Raw genomic sequence first — 21,282 nt, 5'->3', positions numbered from 1 at the left:
TTTTTTTCTTTTTTTTATCCTAAAGTTTTGACCGCCTTTCCTCTCTTTTCTCTTCCTCCTCAGCGGGCTGCAAAGGTATAAACCTTTTTGACTTTCCGAAAATTTATTTGAAGTTTTTTTGGTCTTTATTTTTTCTCTTTCAATCTCACTTATCTGTCTTCAAAACCTCTTCACTAACCTTTCTAAGAACAACCCCGCTTCCTCGTTTGCGGGCTGCAAAGGTATGCATAGAAATCAATTTCGCAAACTGTTTTTAACAAATACTTAACACATGTACATAAGGTGTTAATAATCAGCTTGAAAAATTACTCATCAAATGTTCAAACCGGGCATTTACCTATAAAATCAACTATAACGGCCCATCTTTGTTAATAAAGCCGCCATTTCTCTGGTATTTTAGCAATGCCAATCCAAAGCCTTATTCTTTACTACTTATATACTATATATACAGCAACTGAATAAACAGTTCGCCGGCCCTAAAAAGTGCTTTCATCCGTTACTTACATATACTATATATATGGTAGCAGATACATAGCCCGAATCCAGGGAAAACACAACGTTATTTGCTTGCTTATATACTATATATATAGCTCTCCTATTTAACAGTCTCCGGGAAGAATCTGAACACCCCCGAAAACCTGTCCGCACAGGCTCAATCGTTAAAAGATGTTAAATAGTTTGTTATATACATAAGTAGCAGGAAACACGTTATATATTCGCTGATAAATAAATAATTGACTGATTTATATTATTCACCTATCTTTGCAAAATGTTTAAAAAGCAACTTACGTTATTAGCCAGTGTTTTAGCTCTGTTAATTATCACACTTGGCGGTTGTAAAAGCAAATACGAAAAGTTAAAAGCAAGTAACGATTACGCCAAAAAATACCAGGAGGCCATTAAGTACTATAATCAAAAGGATTATAACAAGGCTTTGGGGCTATTTGAGGTGTTGGTTGAGCGCTACCGCGGACGTGCTGAGGCGGAAGATCTGTTTTACTATTATGCCTTCACCAACTACAAGCTGAAGGATTATACATCTGCCAGATATCACTTCAAAACTTTTGCAGATACGTATCCATCAAGCACGCGGGCCGAGGAATGCCGTTTCTTTTCTGCTTACTGCTACTACCTGGATTCGCCTATATACTCGCTCGATCAGGATAATACCATGAAAGCTATTGAAGCTTTGCAGTTGTTTATTAACTTGTATCCTAAAAGCGACCGTGTTACTGAAGCAAGTAAGCTGATACAAAACCTGCGCGATAAACTGGAAACAAAAGCTTATGCCAACGCTAAGTTGTATTTAACCATCGGCGACTATCAATCGGCCGTTATCGCCTTTAATAATGCATTACGCGATTACCCCGATACCAAGTATGCCGAAGAAATGGAGTACCTTACCGTTAAGGCGCAATATTTATATGCTAATCATAGTTTAGAGTACAAACAGGAGGAGCGTTTTACACTGGCTGAGGTTTATGCCAATCAGTTTAATGAAAAATACCCGAGCAGTACCTATGGCAATGATGTGAAAACATTAGCTAAAAACAGTGAACGTGGTATCCAGAATGCCAAACATATACTTGCCGAAGCTTTGAGTAATGACAAGTTAGCCAAAAAATTAGCGGAAAAGGGAAAAGACACCTTAAAAACACAGCCGCCATCAGAAAAGAACCAGCAACAAAAAATTCCATATTAAAAAAATTCAATATGACAGCAAATAACCCAAACAAACCAGCAGTAGCCAGCAGCACTGTAACCCGCGATTTACGCGAGCTGGATGTAAACACGAACAACATATATGAGTCGCTTGTAATTATGTCGAAAAGAGCGAACCAGATATCAAACAATATTAAAGAAGAGTTACACCAAAAACTTTCTGAGTTTGCATCATCAAATGACAACCTGGAAGAGGTTTTTGAAAACCGTGAACAAATCGAGATCTCTAAATATTACGAGAAACTGCCAAAACCTTCATTGGTAGCAGTTCAGGAATTTTTGGACGACAAGGTTTACTACCGTAACCCTACCAAAGAAGCGTAAGCCCCCCTGCCCCCTGAAGGGTGCGAGGAATGCAATGTTTAAAGAAAACTCCCACTTCGGGAGTTTTTTTGTTTATTTTTAAATTTTAAAATCATTCCCCCTTTAGGGGGTTAGGGGGCTCAATGCTTGAAGGTAAAAATATAGTTTTAGGTGTTTGCGGTAGTATAGCCGCTTATAAATCGGCCTTATTGGTCAGATTATTAGTTAAAGCTGGCGCGCATGTAAAAGTGGTGATGACACCTGATGCTACCCATTTTATTACTCCGCTTACCCTATCTACCCTTTCCAAAAACCCTGTGCATGTTAACTATTTTAAACCGGACACCGGCGAATGGAACAATCATGTTGAGTTGGGTTTATGGGCTGATATGCTGATCATAGCTCCTGCAAGCGCGAATACCCTGGCTAAAATGGCCAATGGCATTTGCGACAACTTATTATTAGCCGTTTACCTATCGGCTAAATGCCCTGTATATTTTGCACCCGCTATGGATCTGGATATGTGGCTGCATCCGGCTACCCGGCAAAATGTTACCAGGCTGCAATCCTTTGGTAATATATTAATAGCCCCCGGTTCGGGCGAGCTGGCGAGTGGCTTGTACGGTGAAGGCCGGATGGCCGAGCCCGATGAGATAGTTGCTTTCTTATCATCAACCTTAAAAAAAAAACTCCTTTTAGCCAATCATAGTATCGTGGTTACTGCAGGTCCTACTTATGAGGCTATTGATCCTGTGCGTTTCATCGGTAACCATTCGTCGGGCAAAATGGGCTTTGCCATTGCTGATGAACTGGCTTCTATGGGCGCCTACGTAACCCTCATCAGTGGCCCTTCGGCCGAGGTAAGCCATCAGCAAAACATCAAACGGATAAACGTAACCTCGGCAGCGGAAATGCTTGCCGCCTGTGAGAGCAACTTTAAAACAGCGAAAGCCTGCATTATGAGCGCAGCTGTGGCCGACTATACCCCTGTTCATGTAGCCGAACAAAAGATCAAGAAACAGGATGACGACCTCAACATCGAGCTCAAAAAAACGACCGATATTTTAAAATACCTGGGCGAACAAAAAACTCCGGAACAGATATTAGTTGGTTTTGCACTGGAAACCAATGATGAAGAACAAAATGCAATAAGCAAGCTGCAAAGAAAAAATCTTGATTTTATTGTACTAAATTCGCTTAACGATGCCGGGGCCGGTTTTAAAAAGGATACGAATAAAGTAACCATTATTGACCGCGGCCTTCAAAAAACAGTATTTGAGCTTAAAAGCAAGGAAGCTGTGGCTCACGACATTTGCCTAAAAATTGCCCAACTCATCAACAGATGAAAAAAATATTCTTTTATATTATTTTAACCCTCGCCGGTTTCAGGGTTGCCGCCCAGGACCTTAACGCCCGGGTGCAGGTTCTTTCGCCCAAAATACAGGGGAGCAACAAGCGTATTTTCCAGACGCTGGAAACAGCCATGAAGGATTTTTTGAATGGCCGCAAATGGAGCGCCGACCCTATACAACCCCAGGAAAGGGTAGATTGCAATTTTGTACTCAACATTACCAATTGGGATGGCAGCAGCAACTTTAGCGGCGAACTCCAGGTACAATCCTCAAGACCGGTTTATGGTTCAACTTACAATTCCACCATTATTAACCTTACCGATAAGGATGTTGATTTTATTTATAACGAAGGCCAGACCATTGATTACACCGATCAAAGTTTTCAAAGTAACCTGAGCTCTATCATGGCGTTTTATGCCTATGTTATTATCGGGTTGGATTACGATACGTTTTCATCTTACGGCGGATCGCCTTATTTTGCGGCTGCACAAACGGTGATCAATAATGCACAAACCGGATCATACCGAGGCTGGAAAGCTTTCGATGGCAACATTAGCCGGTATTGGCTTTGCGAAAATCTGAACAATAAAGCCTATGCCCCATTACGCAGCTTTTTGTATGATTACCACCGTAATGGTTTGGATATTATGGCCGATAATACATCAAAAGGTCTTAAAGCAATCTCCTCTTTTCTACCATCATTGCAACAGGTAGACAGACTGCGCGTAGGCGCTATGCTCCCGCTTATATTTTATACCGCAAAAAGTGATGAACTGGTATCGCTATTTAGCAAAGCCGAACCGCAGGACCGTTTACAAGCCATGAACATACTGGTACAGGTTGATCCGGCCAATGGTAATAAGTACCAGACCTTGCAGGGTAGCAACCCTACTACACGCTAAGCAAGGTAACTCCTGAACAGGCTACCCACCTTGACAAAGTGGGTTTACATGATTTACATTGATTTATATTTTTGATAATAAGATCATTACAATAAATAAACTATCAAAAAGTGGGTTTACATGTAAACCATAACTCAAAGTCATAATAAGTTCGGCAAAAACCGTTATTCCGGCGATCGACTCACCCGGTCTACGCTTCGCTGGACCACCTCTCTTCGCCTTCGGCGGAAAGAGGGTTGAGAAAAAATAAAAAAGAAAAGAAAAACCCCTCTATGCGCGCAGCGGAGAGAGGGGTGACGAGCGCAGCGATGTCGGGCTGAGTCGATTATCAAAGCGATATTCTGACAAACTTCTTTTGTCATTCCCCCTGTTTTCCGGGAAATAACCTCAATTCCCTTCCTCTCTGAAAATTATTTTCACAAAACTCTTGCAAATACGAAATCTATCGTAGATATTTGTACGAAGAAATTCGTATTAAAAATAACATGGATATAAAACCAACAGAAAGTGAGCTGGAAATATTGCAGGTGATCTGGAATAAAGGCCAATGTACCGTACGCGATGTGCACGAGCAACTGGCCAAAACCAAGGACGCCGGTTATACCACTACGCTAAAGCTGATGCAGATTATGCACGACAAAGGTTTGGTTGAGCGCGACACTACCTCAAAAACGCATTTGTATAAAGCGCTATTTTCCCAGGAGCAGGCGCAAAGCAACGCTTTGGATAAAATATTGTCTACTGTATTTAAAGGTTCAACATCCGATCTGGTGATACAAGCCCTGGGCCAGCACCGGGCATCGGCCGACGAAATTGACGCTATTAAAAATTTCCTTAACAAATTTGATCAGGATAAAAAATAAACAATCATGGAAAATCTGTTCTATAACGTAAGCCAGGTTTTAGGCATCACCATCATCCATTCCTTGTGGCAGGGATTATTGGTATGGTTTGTATTGCACCTGTTATTTACCTGTGCGCCGTCTATGTCGTCGGTAAAAAAGCATAACCTGGGCATGGCCGGTATTTTTACCATCTGCGCCTGGTTTATCTATACCTTTATTGTACAGGTACAGCAGCATGTATGGGTCGATCTGGCCGCGATTAGCTCAGCCAGCCTGTTACCGCACTTTGATTTTCCTTTAAACGCAGCCACCCATGCCATCCCGGCTGCCCGCTTAAATTATGTTATTGAAGGATACCTCCCCTATGTTTCGGCATTGTACTTTGCCGGTTTGGTGTTTAACCTGCTCAGGATGGGGCTTAATCTGCAAAAGTTAAGTCTCATTAAAAACACTATGATTCCTGCAGATGAAGTCCAGATCTATGTAGATAGTCTTTGTAAAAAGCTGCGCATCGGTAAATACGTAAGCGCTAATTTCAGCCGCATGGTTGATGTGCCCTGTATGATCGGTTTTTTTAAACCTATTATTCTTTTGCCCATTACACTCACTACCTATTTATCAGCAACCGAGATCGAGGCGATTCTATTGCACGAACTATCACATATTAAGCGGAATGATTACCTGCTGAATATGATACAACAACTCATCACCGTATTACTTTTCTTTAATCCCTTTGCCCAATTAATTAACAAAATAATAAACCAGGAGCGCGAAAACCGCTGCGACGATCTGGTAGTACAAACCACCGCTCAACCATTAATATATGCCCAGGCTCTTTTAAAATTAGAGCAAACCCGGCATATGGACCTGCGACTGGCATTGGCTGCTACCAGCAAAAAATATCCTTTATTAACCAGAATTGAACGTATCATGAAAACAACAAAACCAATAGGCAACATCCGCCACCTGCTTGTGGCCGTTGCCATAATGGCCGCCAGCATAAGCAGCATAGCATGGTTAAATCCAAGCATCAAAAACGGTAAGCTTTCTATTAAAAAAGTGGCGCTGGCGCTACCTAAAATTATTGCCGAACCAATTGACACTACTCATCGTAAATCGACCATCAAATCAAAAAAGATAATTGCTTATAAAAAAGACAAAGAAAGACAGGCTAATCACGAAAAACACCTGGCCGAAGCTTATGGCCTTAATGATGCCGAACTGAGCCGCTTAACCGCTGAGGTAACCAAACATGCCGAAGCCATGGGCAAATACTATAACAGTGAAGAGTTTAAAAAGCAGTCAGAATTACTTGCTCAAAAAGGTAAGGCAATGGCCGATTATTATAACCGTCCAGAAATGAAAGAACTGCACGAACGCCAGCAAAAAATAGCCGCTGATGTTCAAAAAGAATGGGGCGACGGCAGCGAAACCAAAGAACTCAGCGAAAAAATGCACCAGGCCGGCGAAAAAATGGGTGCCTATTTTAAGAGTCCGGAGTTTAAAAAAATGAACGATCAGCTTAAGAAAAAGTATGGCATACCTGATAACGACTATGTTGAAAACAACAAAGACGAAAATTACCGCAAATACCAGGATGAACTGCAAAGCAAAATACCAGCTGAGATAAAACAAGAAACCGACGAAATGAAAAAAATGGGCGAACAAATGCGCGCTAAATATGATTCGCCTGAGTTTCGTAAAAAGCAAGCCGAACTTCGGATGATGGGCGATAGCATGAGAAGAGCTTATAATAACCCGCAGATGAAGGAGCAACAAGCTGAAATGAGAAAGCTGGGCGAGCAAATGCGGTCGTTCCAGAACAATCCGGAGTTGAAAAGAGAAAAGGAATTACTTGAGCAGGCTTCAAAAAGATTGCACGAATACACCCAAAGCCCTGCGTTTAAGAAAAAGATGGCTGAGTATCGTAAACAAGCGTACAACTATAAATATGATTACAAGTACGATAATAAATACGATTCTGACGCTAAGGCGGATACCACTAATAGATAGTTTTAATATTAGCCCAATACATCGAATTTCGTAATTTAGTGTCCTTAATAAAATAAGGACACTTTTTTTATGCTTCAGAAGCTAACCATCAACAACTACGCTTTAATTGATAACCTGGAGATAAGTTTTGGTCAGAGACTAAACATCCTTACCGGCGAAACCGGTGCAGGTAAATCTATCATCCTGGGTGCTTTGTCGCTCATTTTAGGGCAACGGGCCGAGAGTCGTTACTTTTTTAACCAGCAAAAAAAATGCGTTATTGAGGGCCTGTTTAAAATTGACGGCTTTCATTTGAAATCATTTTTTGAGGATAACGACCTGGATTACGAAGCCGAAACCGTTCTGCGCCGTGAAATATCTGCCGATGGCAAGTCGAGAGCATTTGTGAATGACACGCCGGTTAATCTGACCGCGTTAAAACAACTGGGCGAAAAGCTGATCGACATTCATTCCCAACATGCAACGCTCGAAATAAATGATCCCGAGTTTCAATTGCTGGTGGTTGATTCCGTTGCCAAACACGATGACTTGCTGAATGACTATCAAAGCAAATTCAGGGCCTACCGGAAATCGGTTACCCGGCTTAACGAGCTCATTGCCGGTAGTGAAAAAGCAAAAACCGACCTGGATTATTTCCAGTTTCAGTTTGATGAGTTGGAAAAAGCCGCCTTGCACCCCGATGAGCAGGAATCTCTGGAAAGAGAACTATATGCCCTAAACAATGCCGAAGAAATAAAACGCAACCTGTTTGGCGCCTACCACCTGATGCAGGAAGGCGAGACATCGGCATTAGTGCAGCTTAAAGAAGCCGGCTTGCAATTAGGCAATCTCGAAAAATTTGATACACAAATTGAAGAGTTACATCAGCGATTAAGCAGCACCATTATCGAACTCAAAGATATCGCTGCCGAAATTGAAATTATTGAGCAACGTACCCAAACCAATGAAGCCCGGGTTGAGGAGATCAACACCCGCCTCAGCCTGATCTATAACCTGCAAAAAAAGCACCGGGTAAATACCAATGCAGAATTGTTGGCGATTCAGGATGACCTGTCTGACAAGATCCAAAAAGTACTATTTAGTGACGAAGCGGTAGAGCAACTGCAAAAACAATTGACCGCCGATAGAGCCGAATTGGAAAAACTGGCAGGACAATTAACCGCTAATCGCTTAAAAGCTATCCCGGCTATTGAAAAACAGGTACTGGCAACACTGGCCGAAATGGGCATGAGCAATTCGGCATTGAAGATTGAACATGAGGTGAGAAAGTCGGAAAGTCCGAAAGTCGGAAAGTCCGATCAAAACCCCGACTTTCGGACTTTCGGACTTTCTGACCCTCTTACCAAAACCGGTGCCGATCAGATCAAATTCCTGTTTTCGGCCAACAAAGGACATGCCCTTGCCGAAATGAGCAAAGTGGCGTCAGGCGGTGAGCTTTCCAGGTTGATGCTGAGTATTAAGTCGCTTATTGCACAATACACTGCCTTGCCTACCATTATTTTTGATGAGATAGACACAGGCGTATCCGGGGAGGTAGCCAATAAAGTTGGACAAATTATGGAACACTTGGCCGATAACCTGCAGGTAATCACCATAACCCACCTGCCACAAATAGCCAGCAAAGGCCAAAATCATTATTTTGTTTATAAGGATGACTCGGCAGCTATTACCTATACCCGTATTAAACAGCTGGATCAACCAGAGCGTGTACTGGAAATTGCCAAAATGCTCAGCGGTGATAAACCCGGCGAAAGTGCTTTGCAAAATGCAAGAGAATTGCTTGGGAGTTTGTAGTAGATAGTTGGCAGTGACCAGTTTGCAGTGAGCGGTTACCGATTGCCAGCTTGCGGTGGGCAGTAATTTTTTTAATAACCGATAACAGCTGCAAACTGCCTACTGATAACCGCAAACTGATTACAAACTAAATAATACTTCAGTTATAAAAACAAAAAATATGGCTTATAATTTATTAAAAGGTAAAAAGGGAATCATTTTTGGTGCCTTGAACGATCAATCCATAGCCTGGAAGGTAGCACAACGTGCTGTAGAGGAAGGTGCCGAAATTGTACTCTCCAACGCTCTTATCGCCCTGCGCATGGGCGAACTCAATAAACTGGCCGAAGAATGCAACGCCCCGGTTATTGCCGCTGACGTAACTAATGGTGACGATATTAATAACCTGCTCACCAAAACACAGGAACATTTTAATGGTGGTGTCGATTTTATTTTGCACTCCATTGGCATGAGCGTTAACGTGCGCAAAAGCATTCCTTACACCGAAAACAATTACGATTTTACGCATAAAGGCCTGGATATATCGGCCCTGAGTTTACACCGCTTGTTGCAGGCCGCCATGAAAATGGATGTGATTAACGAGTGGGGCTCAGTAGTAGCCTTAACCTATATTGCGGCCCAGCGCGTGTTCCCGGATTATAATGATATGGCCGATAATAAGGCTTACCTGGAAAGCATTGCCCGTAACTTTGGTTATCAGTACGGTGTGAAAAAACATGTCCGCATTAATACAGTATCCCAATCCCCAACCCGCACCACAGCCGGATCGGGCGTAAAGGGTTTTGATGGCTTTATTAATTATGCCGAAAAGATGAGTCCGCTGGGTAATGCCAGTGCGGATCAATGTGCCGACTATTGCGTAACCCTTTTCAGCGACCTAACCCGTATGGTTACTATGCAAAACCTTTTCCATGATGGGGGTTTCTCCTTCACCGGCGTAACCCCGGCGGTTATTGAGCAGATGGAAAAATAAGAAAAGAAAAAACTAAAGCATAAAAGCTCCCGACAAATACCGGGAGCTTTTTTTATGTAATAATAATTTATAATTAAGCACTCTTTGTCTGAGCGATTCATTTTATTAATAATAAGTTATCTTTTTATTAATACATTAAATATAATTATTATTTTTAATTTAGATATTAAATATCTTACCTAAGCCCGCCAATACTATACTAACAAATTGGTTGGTAAAGGTTATTTCTAAACTCTAAAAAACCTATTTATGAAACACATCTCATCAATCCGTACCGGCATTGTAGCACTTGCCGTATTATTTTCCTTTAGCTGTAAAAAGGCAGCTATCACCCCAATTAATCAATCACCCGATGCCTCAAAAGTAGCCACACAAGAGGACATGGTGATTACACCTTTCGGTGCAAGACCTGCATCACAGGTGCATCAAATAGAAAGTGGATATGCCCTAACCTATCAGGGAAACCATTTGGTAAAAGTTCAAAGCCAAACGGGTAAAGTAGCCGAAGACTTTGGCGACCAGCTGCAGATACAGAAAGCTGCAGAGCAATCAAAGAAAACAACAAGCTTAAGTACTTCAGCTCTACCAGGCCTGGGCTCAGGCTGGATCACCTACGCGCAAAACGATGTGCCGGTATCGGGCATAACCGGATTTTCAACCGACTGGATAGTGCCATCTAACCCTCCGGCAAACAATGGCCAATTATTATACCTCTTTAACGGATTACAGGATGGCTTTAGTGCTACCTCGCATATTCTGCAGCCGGTTTTACAATATGGCAACAATGGTCGGTTTGGAGGTAATTACTGGGCTATCAATAACTGGTATGTATCCTGCCAAACCTGTCCCGTATTTTATGGAACACCAATAACCGTTACACCTGGTACCGGCCTAACAGGCAATATGAGCGGAACTGCCGCAACTGGTGGAAATTACAATTACACATCCAAATTTTGGGAAGTTGACAACCCGACAGCTCCAGGCCCGCACCGCATTCATTATTACCCGGATAATAACAGCATAACGGTAAACAATGTACCAGAGATGCAGTATATATTTGAAACCATGGAAGCTTATAATATGCAACAATCTTCAAACTATCCGAATGGTGTATGCGCGATGACGAATATTCAGGTATTAACAGGTGGTGGCAGAAGGCCTGTCGTAGCCAACCTGAATTTTATTCCTTATAACGTTGTAACCGATGTTGGGCAGCACACTACAGTAGTTAGCAACCGGGAGGTTGACCTTTATTTTCATTAAAAACAGAACAGCTTCAATAAATAATAAAAAAGCTCCCTGAAATACAGGAAGCTTTTTTTATTTATTGAAATTCTTTCGGCTAATGGTTAAGGAACCAAAACTAATTTAAGTTTAAGAGCACCTGGATTTGCAGGAACAGCTCCAGTTGAACTCTGCGCATCAATGTATAAATGGCCCGCGGTATAATAAGTAACTCTAAAAGTAACATTATCATAAACATTAGGGATTTGCTCATATGAGCCATCACCATAATCGATATAAGCCAATACAGCTCCATTATCGTTATAATAATCAGTAATATCAGGCACAGGTACATCTACGGTATAGCCATGCACAGAACCTTGGGCACTACTATTATCTACGTGCCACATATCGGCAGTGATGTTTGTAAAAACTGTCTTAGCACCTGGCGTTACATACTTTTTTGTACAAGATGTTGCTGCCAGTAAAATAGTACAGCAAACGAGAGTCAAGATTTTTTTCATAAATGAATGTATTGATTATTGATATTTAGTAAAGACGCAAATGTCATTAAAAGGTTTAACGTTTTTTAGGTTATTTTATTTTTATACTATAATAACTCTGTAATTCTATAAGTAAAATAAATTTCGCTTCACAAAACTACTTTTTTAGTTTAATTTTAGATATGCAGAAGTTCCTGTTGTTATTAATACTCTTATTTCCATCATTTTGTTTTGCCCAGTTAAAAATTAGCGGCAAAGTGATCAATCTTAACGACAAAAAACCGATACCCGATGCCAGTGTATTTTTAAACAATGCAAGCGTAGGCAACAAAACTGCTGCCGATGGCTCTTTCACACTTACTAATGTGCGACCGGGCCAATATGACCTCATCATATCTGTGGTCGGTTACGAGACTTATAGTAAAGCTGTCAGCCTGGTGAATAATAACCTTGTGCTACCTGAAATTGGTTTGATCCCCAAAACCATTGAGCTTAACGAGGTAAAAATTAAGCCCAACCTCGATTGGGGAAAATATTATGACCTGTTTAAACGCCAGTTTCTGGGTACATCAGCCAACGCGGCGCAATGTAAGATACTGAACCCTGATTTGCTCAGCTTCGATTACGATGCTAAAACACATACGCTTGAGGCTTCATCTTATGATTTCCTGGAAATAGAGAATAAAGCCCTCGGTTATAAAATAAAATATAAGCTCAACCAATTTACTTATAATACTAATCGGGGTTTTTTGTATTATGACGGCATATCGGTATTTGAAGATATGGGGGGCAGCAATTCAAAAATACGCAGGTGGAAAAAGAAAAGACAAACTGCCTACCTGGGCTCGCCGATGCACTTTCTGCGCAGCATTATTACCAACCAACTGCTGCAAGAGGGTTTTGAGGTTTTAAAACTCATTCGCAAACCCAACCCTGAATATAAGGGCGGCCCATTTGATAGTAAGAACAAATACCTGCAAACCCTGATCAGGCAGCCGCTTGATGTAAACACCTTTGCCAAACGTACCGATCAGCCCGGCTTATTCGCGCTGAGTTTTAATGATTGCCTGTATGTTATGTATAACAAAAAAGCCAGTAGCAACCCCCAACGTACGCCCGATGCAGCTGATGTTGCCACATCCATAGCCACACTGGATGAGCATGAGGCTTATGCTTTTTTTGACAACAACGGCATTATCCGCAACCCGCGCAGCATCATTTTTGAAGGCGACTGGACATCATACCGCTTTGCCGAAATGCTACCTGTAGATTATGAACCTATTGTGGCTACCAAATAATTTATAAAACAAAAAACCCGGCTTGCGGCCGGGTTTTGATTATCTGTAAGAAGAAACAATTATTTCTGCTCTTCCTGTTCTGGTTTTTTGCTTTCGCCTTTTTTATCGATGATCTTGATCTCGCCGGCTTCTTTATCATAGTCAACCGCCATGATATCGCCTTCGCTCAGTTCACCTTTCAGTATTTCTTCGGCAATTGGATCTTCCAGGTATTTCTGGATAGCACGTTTTAACGGACGTGCACCAAATTGCGAATCATAACCTTTATCGGCAATAAACTCTTTAGCAGCTTCGGTCAACTCAATTTTGAAACCTAAACCATTAACACGGCTAAATAAGAAGGCCAGTTCGATATCGATAATTTTGAAGATCTCATCTTTACCCAATGAGTTAAACACGATCACATCATCAATACGGTTCAAAAATTCCGGTGCAAACGCACGTTTCAAAGCATTTTCGATTACACCGCGTGAGTGCGTATCGGCCTGTAAGGTTTTAGCATTAGTGCTGAAACCTACACCCTGGCCAAAGTCTTTCAACTGGCGGGCACCGATGTTCGAGGTCATAATAATGATGGTGTTTCTGAAGTCAACCTTACGGCCCAATGAGTCGGTCAGCTGCCCTTCGTCCAATACCTGTAACAGGATGTTGAACACATCAGGGTGAGCTTTTTCGATCTCATCCAGCAATACAACAGCGTAAGGTTTACGGCGTACTTTTTCAGTCAGCTGTCCGCCTTCTTCATAACCCACGTAGCCCGGAGGCGCTCCTACTAAACGTGATACCGCGAATTTTTCCATGTACTCGCTCATATCAATTTGTATCAACGCATCTTCGGTATCAAACATAAAACGGGCAAGCTCTTTGGCAAGCTCTGTTTTACCAACACCTGTTGGGCCTAAGAAAATAAATGAACCAATAGGTTTTTTAGGATCTTTTAAGCCGGCACGTGTACGTTGTATGGCGCGGGTTAACTTTTTGATCGCATCTTCCTGACCAATGATCTTGCTGCCAACGGTATCAGCCATGTGCAGTAGTTTTTGGCTATCAGCCTGGCCTACCCTTTGTACAGGGATACCAGTCATCATGGATACTACCTCGGCAACATTATCTTCGGTTACGGTGTAACGTTTTGATTTTGTTTCGGCTTCCCATAATGCTTTGGCCTGATCCAATTCAACTAACAGATTCTTTTCAGTATCACGCAGCTGAGCGGCTTCTTCGTATTTCTGGCTGCGAACAACCTTATTTTTCTCGATCTTGATCTGCTCAATCTTTTGCTCGATATCCAGTATGTTTTGTGGTACGTGGATATTGGTTAAGTGAACACGTGAGCCCGATTCGTCCAAAGCATCAATAGCTTTGTCTGGCAAAAACCTGTCAGTAATATAACGGGTAGTTAAGTTAACGCAGGCATTGATAGCTTCCGGGGTGTAAGTTACACCATGGTGTTCTTCGTATTTTTCTTTAATGCGGTTCAGGATCTCGATAGTTTCAACAGGAGTAGCCGGTTCAACCATTACTTTCTGGAAACGACGATCCAAAGCGCCATCTTTTTCGATGTACTGACGGTACTCATCTAAAGTAGTTGCGCCAATGCATTGAATTTCGCCCCTGGCCAAAGCAGGTTTAAACATGTTGGAGGCATCAAGCGAGCCTGAAGCACCACCAGCACCTACTATAGTATGTATCTCATCAATAAATAAAATAACATCAGGTGATTTTTCCAATTCGTTCATTACCGCTTTCATGCGCTCTTCAAACTGGCCACGGTATTTGGTACCAGCAACCAATGAAGCCAGATCTAACGTAACTACGCGTTTGTTAAACAACACACGTGATACTTTACGTTGAACTATACGCAATGCCAAGCCTTCGGCAATGGCCGATTTACCAACACCCGGTTCACCTATTAATATAGGGTTGTTCTTTTTACGGCGTGATAAGATCTGCGATACCCTTTCGATCTCTTTTTCGCGACCAACAATAGGGTCAAGCTTTCCATCTTCGGCGGCACGGGTTAAATCGCGGCCAAAGTTGTCAAGCACCGGTGTTTTTGATTTAATGTCCGATACCTTTTTAGGCTGGCTAAAGGCTTCTTCTTCTTTAAAGTCGTCGTCGCCGCCGGTTGGTGATCCGGGCATTTCGTCAGTTACATCGTTTTTATGCGATTCAACTTCTCCTTTAAATACTTCGTAGTTTACATTAAACTGCATCAGTATCTGCGAAGCAATATTATCTTCATCGCGAAGTATGGACAGCAGCAGGTGCTCGGTTCCAATTACATCGCTTTTAAATATCTTGGCTTCAAGATAAGTTATCTTTAGTACTTTCTCGGCTTGTTTAGTTAATGGGATACTGCCAATATGTACGTTTGTTCCAATAGTTCCTTTTACGGCATCTTCAACGGCACGGCGCAGTTTAGCTGTATCAACGTTTAAACCTTTCAGCAATTTAATTGCAACACCGTCACCGTCCCGGATAAGCCCCAGTAAAAGATGTTCAGTCCCGATATAGTCGTGCCCCAGGCGTAAAGCCTCTTCCCTGCTATATTGAATAACATCTTTAACCCTCGGCGAAAATTTAGCTTCCATATATACCTTTCTATTTATGAACGTCCTAATCTATTAATTTTGTTTTTACAAACCACGACGCTTGACTTAACATTTATCAACAATATTGCCAACATTTAATGGTTTGCAGAAACAGACATTGATATGATACGCAAGCTATTAAAGTTTAGCTTTATTATGCAACTTTTATTAAAAAATTCAACAAATAGCTGAATTATTTTACAATATACAAATCAAATACACCTGTTTGATACAAAAAATTCAAAATAGTTTAAACATATTAACATTTTTTCATGGCAAGTCGGTTATAACTGGTAATTTCGTCATTCAGCATGACATTTAGGCATTGCAACAACTCCCACACTGCCTATATGATATACGTAAAAACAACCCCAACAGTTGCTGTATTGTTTATGTTTAAACGCAATAATTATTTAACAAGTATGTGCAAGCAGTCTGATGCTGAATACTTAACTCAAAAATAGGATATCCGTCGCCTTTTTTCGGGGAATCCGCCAATTTTAACCATATTTGAATTTCTTTTTTAATCAATTATATGGCAGACGAAAAGATCATATTTTCAATGGCTGGGGTTAGTAAGGTCTACCCTCCGCAAAAAACAGTTTTAAAAAACATTTACCTCTCGTTTTTTTATGGCGCCAAGATCGGCGTTATCGGTTTAAACGGTTCGGGTAAATCGTCGTTATTAAAAATTATAGCAGGCATTGATAAAACCAATATAGGCGAAGTTGTTTTTTCGCCGGGATATACCGTAGGCTACCTGAGCCAGGAACCTGAACTCGACCCGGAAAAAACCGTGCGCGAAGTAGTAGAAGAAGGCGTTGCCGAAACTACAGCCTTATTAAAGGAGTACGAAGAGATCAACGAGAAATTTGGTCTGGAAGAATATTACAGCGATGCTGATAAAATGGATAAGCTGATGGCCCGCCAGGGCGAACTGCAGGACCAGATAGATGCTGTGAACGCCTGGGAACTGGACACCAAGCTGGAACGTGCCATGGATGCACTGCGCTGTCCCGAGCCTGACACCAAAATTTCGGTACTGTCGGGTGGTGAACGCCGCCGGGTGGCATTGTGTCGTCTTTTGCTGAAAGAACCGGATGTTTTACTGCTGGATGAGCCTACCAACCACCTGGATGCCGAATCGATTGACTGGTTGGAACAGCATTTACAACAATATAAAGGTACCGTGATTGCCGTAACGCACGATCGTTACTTCCTGGATAATGTGGCGGGATGGATCCTGGAGTTGGATCGTGGCGAGGGTATCCCATGGAAAGGCAACTACTCTTCATGGTTGGACCAAAAGGCCAAACGCCTGGCGCAGGAAGATAAAACCGAAAGCAAACGCCAAAAAACATTGGAACGCGAGCTGGAATGGGTTCGTATGGGTCCGAAAGGTCGTCATGCTAAATCAAAGGCTCGTTTAGGCAATTATGAAAAACTGGCCTCTGAAGAAACCAAAGAACGCGAAGAAAAGCTGGAGCTCTTCATCCCACCGGGCCCGCGTTTGGGTAATGTGGTGATAGAGGCTAATGGTGTAAGTAAATCATACGGTGATAAATTATTGTTTGATAACCTGAGTTTTTCCTTGCCTCCGGCAGGTATCGTTGGGATCATCGGACCAAACGGCGCGGGTAAAACTACGCTGTTCCGCCTCATTACCGGACAGGATCAGCCAGATGCGGGTACTTTCCGTGTAGGCGAAACCGTAGCTTTAGGTTATGTCGACCAGTTACATGACGACCTTGATCCTAACAAATCTGTTTGGGAAAACGTAACCGGCGGACTGGAAACCATTATGGTAGGCAACAAACCACTGAACTCGAGGGCTTATGTATCCAAGTTCAACTTTAACGGTGCCGATCAGCAGAAAAAAGTAGGCGTACTATCAGGCGGTGAGCGTAACCGGGTACACCTTTCCATCACTTTGAAAAAAGGGTCAAATGTACTACTGCTGGATGAGCCCACCAATGATATCGACGTAAACACGCTGCGTGCACTGGAAGAAGCCCTGGAAAACTTTGGCGGTTGTGCCGTAGTGATCAGTCACGACCGCTGGTTCCTGGATCGCATTTGTACGCACATCCTGGCCTTCGAAGGCAACTCGCAGGTTTACTTCTTTGAAGGAAATTACAGCGACTATGAGGAAAATCGCAAAAAACGTTTGGGTGATATAGCGCCAAAAAGGATCAAGTATAAGAAGTTGACGGTGTAAAAAGCCTCTCTAAATCTTCTACTAACCCAAAGCGTCATTGCGAGGCACGAAGCAATCTCTATATCTATACTATACAGAGCGACTCTGTATGTCGGGGATTGCTTCGTGCCTCGCAATGACGCGTTTGTATTTAACCCCTCCGTTAAATTCCTGTCATAATATGCAACAATCCCCGAAAATTGGTCTAACTATCAATTCCTTATATCAATACAACAAAAAAATTCCTAACTTGCCATTTTCTAAATTATAAACACATAAGGCCATGACTGAGACGCTGGACATCAAGATCACCAAAACCGCACATTCCCGTTTAGCTGAAACGGATTTTGACAATTTACCATTCGGAAAAACATTTTCTGACCACATGTTTGTGGCCGATTATGCTGATGGTGAATGGAAGAACCTGCAGGTCATTCCGTACGGCGAGATTGGGGTTAGTCCGGCTATTTCTGCACTGCATTACGGACAAGCATTTTTTGAAGGACTAAAAGCTTACAAACATGCCGATGGAAAAGTAACCATTTTCCGTCCGGACAAAAACGCTATCCGTTTAAACAAATCGGCTGAGCGTTTGTGCATGCCGACACTACCCGAAGAAATATTTTTACAAAGCATGGCCGCCGTGGTTGATATCGACCGTGAATGGGTGCCTGCCAAAGCAAATCATTCTTTGTACATCCGCCCGTTCATGTTCGCTACCGACCCGTTCCTGGGCGTAAATCCGTCTGCTACCTATAAATATATGGTAATTGCAGGCCCCGTTGGACCATATTTTTCAAAAACGCTGCGCGTAAAGATCGAAACACACTATACCCGCGCCGCCGAAGGCGGCATGGGCTTTGCCAAAGCGGCAGGTAACTACGGATCATCTATGCTACCAGCACGTAAAGCAGCCGAAGAAGGTTTTGATCAATTGATCTGGACCGATGCCAAAGAACATAAATATATTGAAGAAATGGGCGCGGCCAATGCCATGTTCCTGCTGGATGGTGTACTGATCACCGCCGAAGCAAAAGACACTATACTGGATGGCGTAACCCGTGATACCGTTATTGCTTTAGCTAAAGAATGGGGCATCCCGGTTGAAACACGCAAAGTATCTGTAGCCGAAATTATTGAAGGGGCCAAAAACGGCAAACTGACTGATGCCTTTGGGGCCGGTACTGCCGCCACTATAGCTTCGGTAGGTTCAATAAGTGTTGATGGCGAAGAGTATTTCCTGAGCGATCCAAAAACACGTGAGTTCTCTCAAAAAGTTTTAACAACGCTTGATGCCATTAAATATGGTAACGCGCCTGATACTTACGGTTGGAATTACCTGGTAGGATAATCATTATTATTCCATAAAATAAAAAAGGTGCGCCGTTTGGTGCACCTTTTTATTGAAATATCATTTCTTATTTCTTTTCCAGGGCGCTTAAAACAACCGGTTTCAGTTTATCAACCCACATCTGGTACATCGTCGCGGATGGATGCAAGCCGTCATTAGCAATAAGTGAGGAATTGTTGGCAGCCAGTTTAGATATGGGTGTAATATCGATATAATTAACGCCCGCGTTGGCGCTTTCCTGCCGGTTAATGTCATTGAACTGATCGATCTCTTTACCAATGCGCGCATCGTCGCCATGGGCAAAGGGTGTTACTCCGTAATCAGGTATGGATAATATAAAAACATGCCTGGTATTGCCTTTGGCCAATTTGATGGCGGTATTTAAAACCTGTACAAACTTAACACGATAATCGGCCTGACTGCCCCCGCCATATTGATCGTTCACGCCGATAAGCAAGGTTACTATGTCGTAGGTTTTATCTTTGATGTCGCTGCCATCAATAGCCGATATTAATTGCTGGGTTGTCCAGCCGGTTCGGGCTATAATGGTTGGGTCGGTTATTTTATGTCCGGGCAACTGCCCTGCAAGTTTGTAGGGGAAGGCATCATGCTCATCTACCGATTGGCCAATAGTATATGAATCGCCAAGAGCAAGGTAGCTTAACGTATCAATTACAGGAACAGGTGGTTGAGCTTGTGGTGTATATGACATCGATGCTGTTTTTGTGCAGGCCGATAAGGTACCTATCGATAATAAAACTATAAATAATGCTTTCATCATAACATCTCCATATCAAACAATACGGAAATATGATGTTTAAGGATTTCTTTTACTTCATTTATATCAACTTCACGGCCTAACTCTTTTTGCATGGAGGTTACGGCCTTATCATCGATACCACAGGGTACAATATTATTAAAATAATCCAGATCGGTATTAACGTTAAAAGCTAGTCCATGCATGGTTACCCAGCGGCTGCAGCGCACACCCATCGCACATATCTTGCGGGCGTTTTCATTATCGGCATCAAACCAAACACCGGTATAACCCGGGTAACGACCAGCCTTTAAGCCATAATTTGCCAAAGTTAAAATAACGGCTTCTTCCAGCGTGCGTAAGTACAGGTGTATGTCGGTAAAAAAATTATCAAGGTCCAGTATCGGGTACGATACGATCTGGCCCGGACCATGATAGGTAATATCCCCGCCACGATTAATGCTATAATAAACCGCGTTTTTTTCTTTCAGCCCATTATCATCAAGCAATAAATGCTCGGGTTTACCGCTTTTTCCCAGCGTATACACATGCGGGTGTTCGCAAAACACCAGGTAGTTAAAAGTTTCCCCGGGCTCAAAAGGCTCGTAAGTGCCGGCTGACACAGGTGTTTTGGCGGCAGCTTCATAAGCCAGTTCGCTGTTGCGGTTATTCAATTTGGTTTTTACCGAAGCAGCAAATAACTCCTCCTGCTTATCCCAGGCCTGCTGATAATCTATCAAACCCCAGTCCTGAAAAAATACTTTTTTGTTCTTCATTACATTTGTCCCTTTACGTAGCCTATCATGTAACCTTCATACTGCATGTAACTTACGATATAATCCAGGTTGATATTGTTTTTATGCAGGCGGGCGCTTAGTTCGCCCCGCGTATTAAAGCTGAAAGGATCTAAAAAAATGTTATCCGCAAAGGACACCTCTTTTTCACCATTGCATTTGTAAATAGCCTCTTTGGCGCACCAGCAAACGTAAAGCTGTTCAATTTTGTGCTCATCGTTAATAATAAAGCTCATTTCATCAGGCCGTAAGAATTTACCTGCAATGCGCTCTACCTTTTGTTTTATCAGTTCAATATCTATTCCCACTTTGTGCGTTTTGCTGATCATCACCGCCGCATAATCAAAAGAGTGGCTCAGCGAAATATGATAGGGCAGGTTCACCAGGTAGGGTTTGCCATGGGCATCAACCTTGCAATCAATATATTCATCGGTATGCAACATTTTGCGGAGCAGTACACGGGTACCCAGCCAGTGCAGGTGGCGCTTGCCATTGCTTAGTTTTTCAACGTAAGCTTTTTCGTCCTCGTCAAGTTGTAGTTGTTTATACAGGTCGTCAGCCTCTTCTTCAATTTTCCAGAGCGCAAATTCGGTATCATCGTCGATACGCTGCCTGTATGCTATAGCCATAATAAGTAAAATTGCAAAATAGGTAGCAAAC

17 protein-coding genes are annotated in these 21,282 nt (G+C 42.4%); 12 read left to right on the top strand and 5 right to left on the bottom strand.

The annotated features are described in order from the left end of the window. Positions 1-769: 769 nt before the first annotated feature. From AB6735_RS26190 to AB6735_RS26150, 9 genes are all read left to right on the top strand, one after another. A complete protein-coding gene (locus AB6735_RS26190) occupies positions 770-1,702 on the top strand; it encodes an outer membrane protein assembly factor BamD (protein WP_370999151.1) in 933 nt (310 codons plus the stop codon). An 11-nt stretch (positions 1,703-1,713) separates the two neighbouring features. Next, entirely contained in the window at positions 1,714-2,046 is a 333-nt protein-coding gene (locus AB6735_RS26185) for a DNA-directed RNA polymerase subunit omega (protein WP_076379032.1), read from the top strand. Positions 2,047-2,168: 122 nt separating this feature from the next. Continuing rightward, positions 2,169-3,371 (top strand): bifunctional phosphopantothenoylcysteine decarboxylase/phosphopantothenate--cysteine ligase CoaBC, encoded by a 1,203-nt coding sequence (gene coaBC / locus AB6735_RS26180; protein WP_370999150.1) that lies wholly within the window; start codon positions 2,169-2,171, stop codon positions 3,369-3,371. Beyond that, positions 3,368-4,279: a DUF4835 family protein gene (locus tag AB6735_RS26175; protein WP_370999149.1), complete on the top strand. Its 912-nt coding sequence runs from the start codon at positions 3,368-3,370 to the stop codon at positions 4,277-4,279. Before coaBC ends, AB6735_RS26175 begins: the two co-directional genes overlap by 4 nt. A 485-nt stretch (positions 4,280-4,764) precedes the next feature. Then, positions 4,765-5,142 carry a BlaI/MecI/CopY family transcriptional regulator gene (locus AB6735_RS26170; protein ID WP_370999148.1) on the top strand — a complete coding sequence of 126 codons (378 nt, stop codon included), beginning with the start codon at positions 4,765-4,767 and terminating at the stop codon, positions 5,140-5,142. 6 nt (positions 5,143-5,148) lie between these two features. Beyond that, on the top strand, positions 5,149-7,137 hold the full coding sequence (locus AB6735_RS26165) for a M56 family metallopeptidase (protein WP_370999147.1): 1,989 nt from the start codon (positions 5,149-5,151) through the stop codon (positions 7,135-7,137). A 69-nt stretch (positions 7,138-7,206) separates the two neighbouring features. Continuing rightward, positions 7,207-8,931: a DNA repair protein RecN gene (recN, locus tag AB6735_RS26160; RefSeq protein ID WP_370999146.1), complete on the top strand. Its 1,725-nt coding sequence runs from the start codon at positions 7,207-7,209 to the stop codon at positions 8,929-8,931. Positions 8,932-9,091: 160 nt separating this feature from the next. After that, positions 9,092-9,904 carry an enoyl-ACP reductase gene (locus AB6735_RS26155; protein ID WP_370999145.1) on the top strand — a complete coding sequence of 271 codons (813 nt, stop codon included), beginning with the start codon at positions 9,092-9,094 and terminating at the stop codon, positions 9,902-9,904. A gap of 249 nt (positions 9,905-10,153) precedes the next feature. Next, complete coding sequence (locus tag AB6735_RS26150; protein WP_370999144.1) at positions 10,154-11,167, top strand: hypothetical protein; 1,014 nt, start codon at positions 10,154-10,156, stop codon at positions 11,165-11,167. 86 nt (positions 11,168-11,253) lie between these two features. Here AB6735_RS26150 and AB6735_RS26145 read toward each other — a convergent pair whose 3' ends face one another. Beyond that, entirely contained in the window at positions 11,254-11,652 is a 399-nt protein-coding gene (locus AB6735_RS26145; protein ID WP_370999143.1) for a hypothetical protein, read from the bottom strand. A gap of 161 nt (positions 11,653-11,813) precedes the next feature. On the opposite strand from AB6735_RS26145, the gene AB6735_RS26140 reads away from it, so the two are divergent. After that, on the top strand, positions 11,814-12,929 hold the full coding sequence (locus tag AB6735_RS26140; RefSeq protein ID WP_370999142.1) for a carboxypeptidase-like regulatory domain-containing protein: 1,116 nt from the start codon (positions 11,814-11,816) through the stop codon (positions 12,927-12,929). 59 nt (positions 12,930-12,988) lie between these two features. On the opposite strand, the gene AB6735_RS26135 is transcribed toward AB6735_RS26140, so the two are convergent. Next, a complete protein-coding gene (locus tag AB6735_RS26135; protein ID WP_370999141.1) occupies positions 12,989-15,523 on the bottom strand; it encodes an ATP-dependent Clp protease ATP-binding subunit in 2,535 nt (844 codons plus the stop codon). 535 nt (positions 15,524-16,058) lie between these two features. Here AB6735_RS26135 and ettA point away from each other — a divergent pair. After that, the gene (gene ettA / locus AB6735_RS26130; protein ID WP_370999140.1) at positions 16,059-17,741 is read left to right on the top strand and encodes an energy-dependent translational throttle protein EttA; all 1,683 of its coding nucleotides are present in this window, start codon (positions 16,059-16,061) and stop codon (positions 17,739-17,741) included. Between the two features lie 262 nt (positions 17,742-18,003). After that, entirely contained in the window at positions 18,004-19,071 is a 1,068-nt protein-coding gene (locus tag AB6735_RS26125) for a branched-chain amino acid aminotransferase (RefSeq protein WP_370999139.1), read from the top strand. A gap of 67 nt (positions 19,072-19,138) precedes the next feature. Here the strand turns inward: AB6735_RS26125 and AB6735_RS26120 are convergent, their stop codons facing one another. From AB6735_RS26120 to AB6735_RS26110, 3 genes are read right to left on the bottom strand one after another with little or no spacing between them, the layout of a single operon-like run. Then, positions 19,139-19,852, bottom strand: a complete 714-nt coding sequence (locus AB6735_RS26120) for an SGNH/GDSL hydrolase family protein (protein WP_370999138.1) — start codon at positions 19,850-19,852, stop codon at positions 19,139-19,141. Next, positions 19,849-20,604 carry a lipoyl(octanoyl) transferase LipB gene (gene lipB / locus AB6735_RS26115; protein ID WP_370999137.1) on the bottom strand — a complete coding sequence of 252 codons (756 nt, stop codon included), beginning with the start codon at positions 20,602-20,604 and terminating at the stop codon, positions 19,849-19,851. Before lipB ends, AB6735_RS26120 begins: the two co-directional genes overlap by 4 nt. Further along, a complete protein-coding gene (locus tag AB6735_RS26110) occupies positions 20,604-21,251 on the bottom strand; it encodes a 4'-phosphopantetheinyl transferase superfamily protein (RefSeq protein ID WP_370999136.1) in 648 nt (215 codons plus the stop codon). The genes lipB and AB6735_RS26110 overlap by 1 nt, the downstream gene beginning before the upstream one ends. Positions 21,252-21,282 lie beyond the last annotated feature (31 nt).

Source organism: Mucilaginibacter sp. RCC_168 (assembly GCF_041355315.1).
Classification (GTDB): Bacteria; Bacteroidota; Bacteroidia; order Sphingobacteriales; family Sphingobacteriaceae; genus Mucilaginibacter.
This window is presented reverse-complemented; position numbering and strand designations above follow the sequence as displayed.

Bases quoted from the DNA above. Each gene is read 5' to 3' on its own strand.
- AB6735_RS26190 (WP_370999151.1), top strand. From the start codon at position 770: ATGTTTAAAAAGCAACTTACGTTATTAGCCAGTGTTTTAGCTCTGTTA.
- AB6735_RS26185 (WP_076379032.1), top strand. From the start codon at position 1,714: ATGACAGCAAATAACCCAAACAAACCAGCAGTAGCCAGCAGCACTGTA.
- coaBC (WP_370999150.1), top strand. From the start codon at position 2,169: ATGCTTGAAGGTAAAAATATAGTTTTAGGTGTTTGCGGTAGTATAGCC.
- AB6735_RS26175 (WP_370999149.1), top strand. From the start codon at position 3,368: ATGAAAAAAATATTCTTTTATATTATTTTAACCCTCGCCGGTTTCAGG.
- AB6735_RS26170 (WP_370999148.1), top strand. From the start codon at position 4,765: ATGGATATAAAACCAACAGAAAGTGAGCTGGAAATATTGCAGGTGATC.
- AB6735_RS26165 (WP_370999147.1), top strand. From the start codon at position 5,149: ATGGAAAATCTGTTCTATAACGTAAGCCAGGTTTTAGGCATCACCATC.
- recN (WP_370999146.1), top strand. From the start codon at position 7,207: ATGCTTCAGAAGCTAACCATCAACAACTACGCTTTAATTGATAACCTG.
- AB6735_RS26155 (WP_370999145.1), top strand. From the start codon at position 9,092: ATGGCTTATAATTTATTAAAAGGTAAAAAGGGAATCATTTTTGGTGCC.
- AB6735_RS26150 (WP_370999144.1), top strand. From the start codon at position 10,154: ATGAAACACATCTCATCAATCCGTACCGGCATTGTAGCACTTGCCGTA.
- AB6735_RS26145 (WP_370999143.1), bottom strand. From the start codon at position 11,652: ATGAAAAAAATCTTGACTCTCGTTTGCTGTACTATTTTACTGGCAGCA.
- AB6735_RS26140 (WP_370999142.1), top strand. From the start codon at position 11,814: ATGCAGAAGTTCCTGTTGTTATTAATACTCTTATTTCCATCATTTTGT.
- AB6735_RS26135 (WP_370999141.1), bottom strand. From the start codon at position 15,523: ATGGAAGCTAAATTTTCGCCGAGGGTTAAAGATGTTATTCAATATAGC.
- ettA (WP_370999140.1), top strand. From the start codon at position 16,059: ATGGCAGACGAAAAGATCATATTTTCAATGGCTGGGGTTAGTAAGGTC.
- AB6735_RS26125 (WP_370999139.1), top strand. From the start codon at position 18,004: ATGACTGAGACGCTGGACATCAAGATCACCAAAACCGCACATTCCCGT.
- AB6735_RS26120 (WP_370999138.1), bottom strand. From the start codon at position 19,852: ATGATGAAAGCATTATTTATAGTTTTATTATCGATAGGTACCTTATCG.
- lipB (WP_370999137.1), bottom strand. From the start codon at position 20,604: ATGAAGAACAAAAAAGTATTTTTTCAGGACTGGGGTTTGATAGATTAT.
- AB6735_RS26110 (WP_370999136.1), bottom strand. From the start codon at position 21,251: ATGGCTATAGCATACAGGCAGCGTATCGACGATGATACCGAATTTGCG.